Source organism: Rhodopirellula maiorica SM1 (assembly GCF_000346295.1).
Classification (GTDB): domain Bacteria; phylum Planctomycetota; class Planctomycetia; order Pirellulales; family Pirellulaceae; genus Novipirellula; species Novipirellula maiorica.
The window spans coordinates 1-505 of record NZ_ANOG01000078.1 but is presented as its reverse complement, the minus strand read 5'-3'; the positions used below and the strand labels follow the sequence as shown (position 1 = coordinate 505).

The following is a 505-nucleotide window of genomic DNA, read 5'->3' as shown; positions in this document are numbered from 1 at the left end:
CACCACACAATCGTGCCAGCTCACCGATTGCGTCTTCGTGTTCATGCGACTCGATCCAGATGCCGGTGAAGCAAGCATCGACGAGTTCACGCATACGTTGAGTCAGTGTCATACACTGGTCTCCCTGTTCTTGAGTTAAGAATGGACAAAAGAAAAGCCCGGCGAGCGTTTCAGTGCTGCTGCCGGGCTTGTTGGTTATCGGTGACTTCGGTTTGATAGAAGTCAGATTTAAGCCGCTCGTTTTGCCGCGAGCCAAGAGCCTGTTCGAGAAACTCGCTCGCTTGCCGGCAACTGCTGCCGCTAAAGCCATTGGTTTCGACGCGCGACGAGCCGTCACGGGCGACAATCACTTCGATCGTTTTCATCAGCCGGCTCCTGAAGTCAGAGAAAGCTTGATGGAACCGTCCTTAAGCGACTGCTCGGTCACCGAGTAGCCGTTGCGTCGAGCTTCGATCTTGGTCTTCTCGACCGCATAGACCTGCAGGAACTCATCGAGTCGTTCCTG

At 54.5% G+C, this 505-nt stretch carries 1 protein-coding gene; it reads right to left on the bottom strand.

Annotated elements, in window-relative coordinates; genetic code table 11:
• Positions 1-170: 170 nt before the first annotated feature.
• A complete protein-coding gene (locus RMSM_RS02335) occupies positions 171-365 on the bottom strand; it encodes a DUF2997 domain-containing protein (RefSeq protein ID WP_008690980.1) in 195 nt (64 codons plus the stop codon).
• Positions 366-505 lie beyond the last annotated feature (140 nt).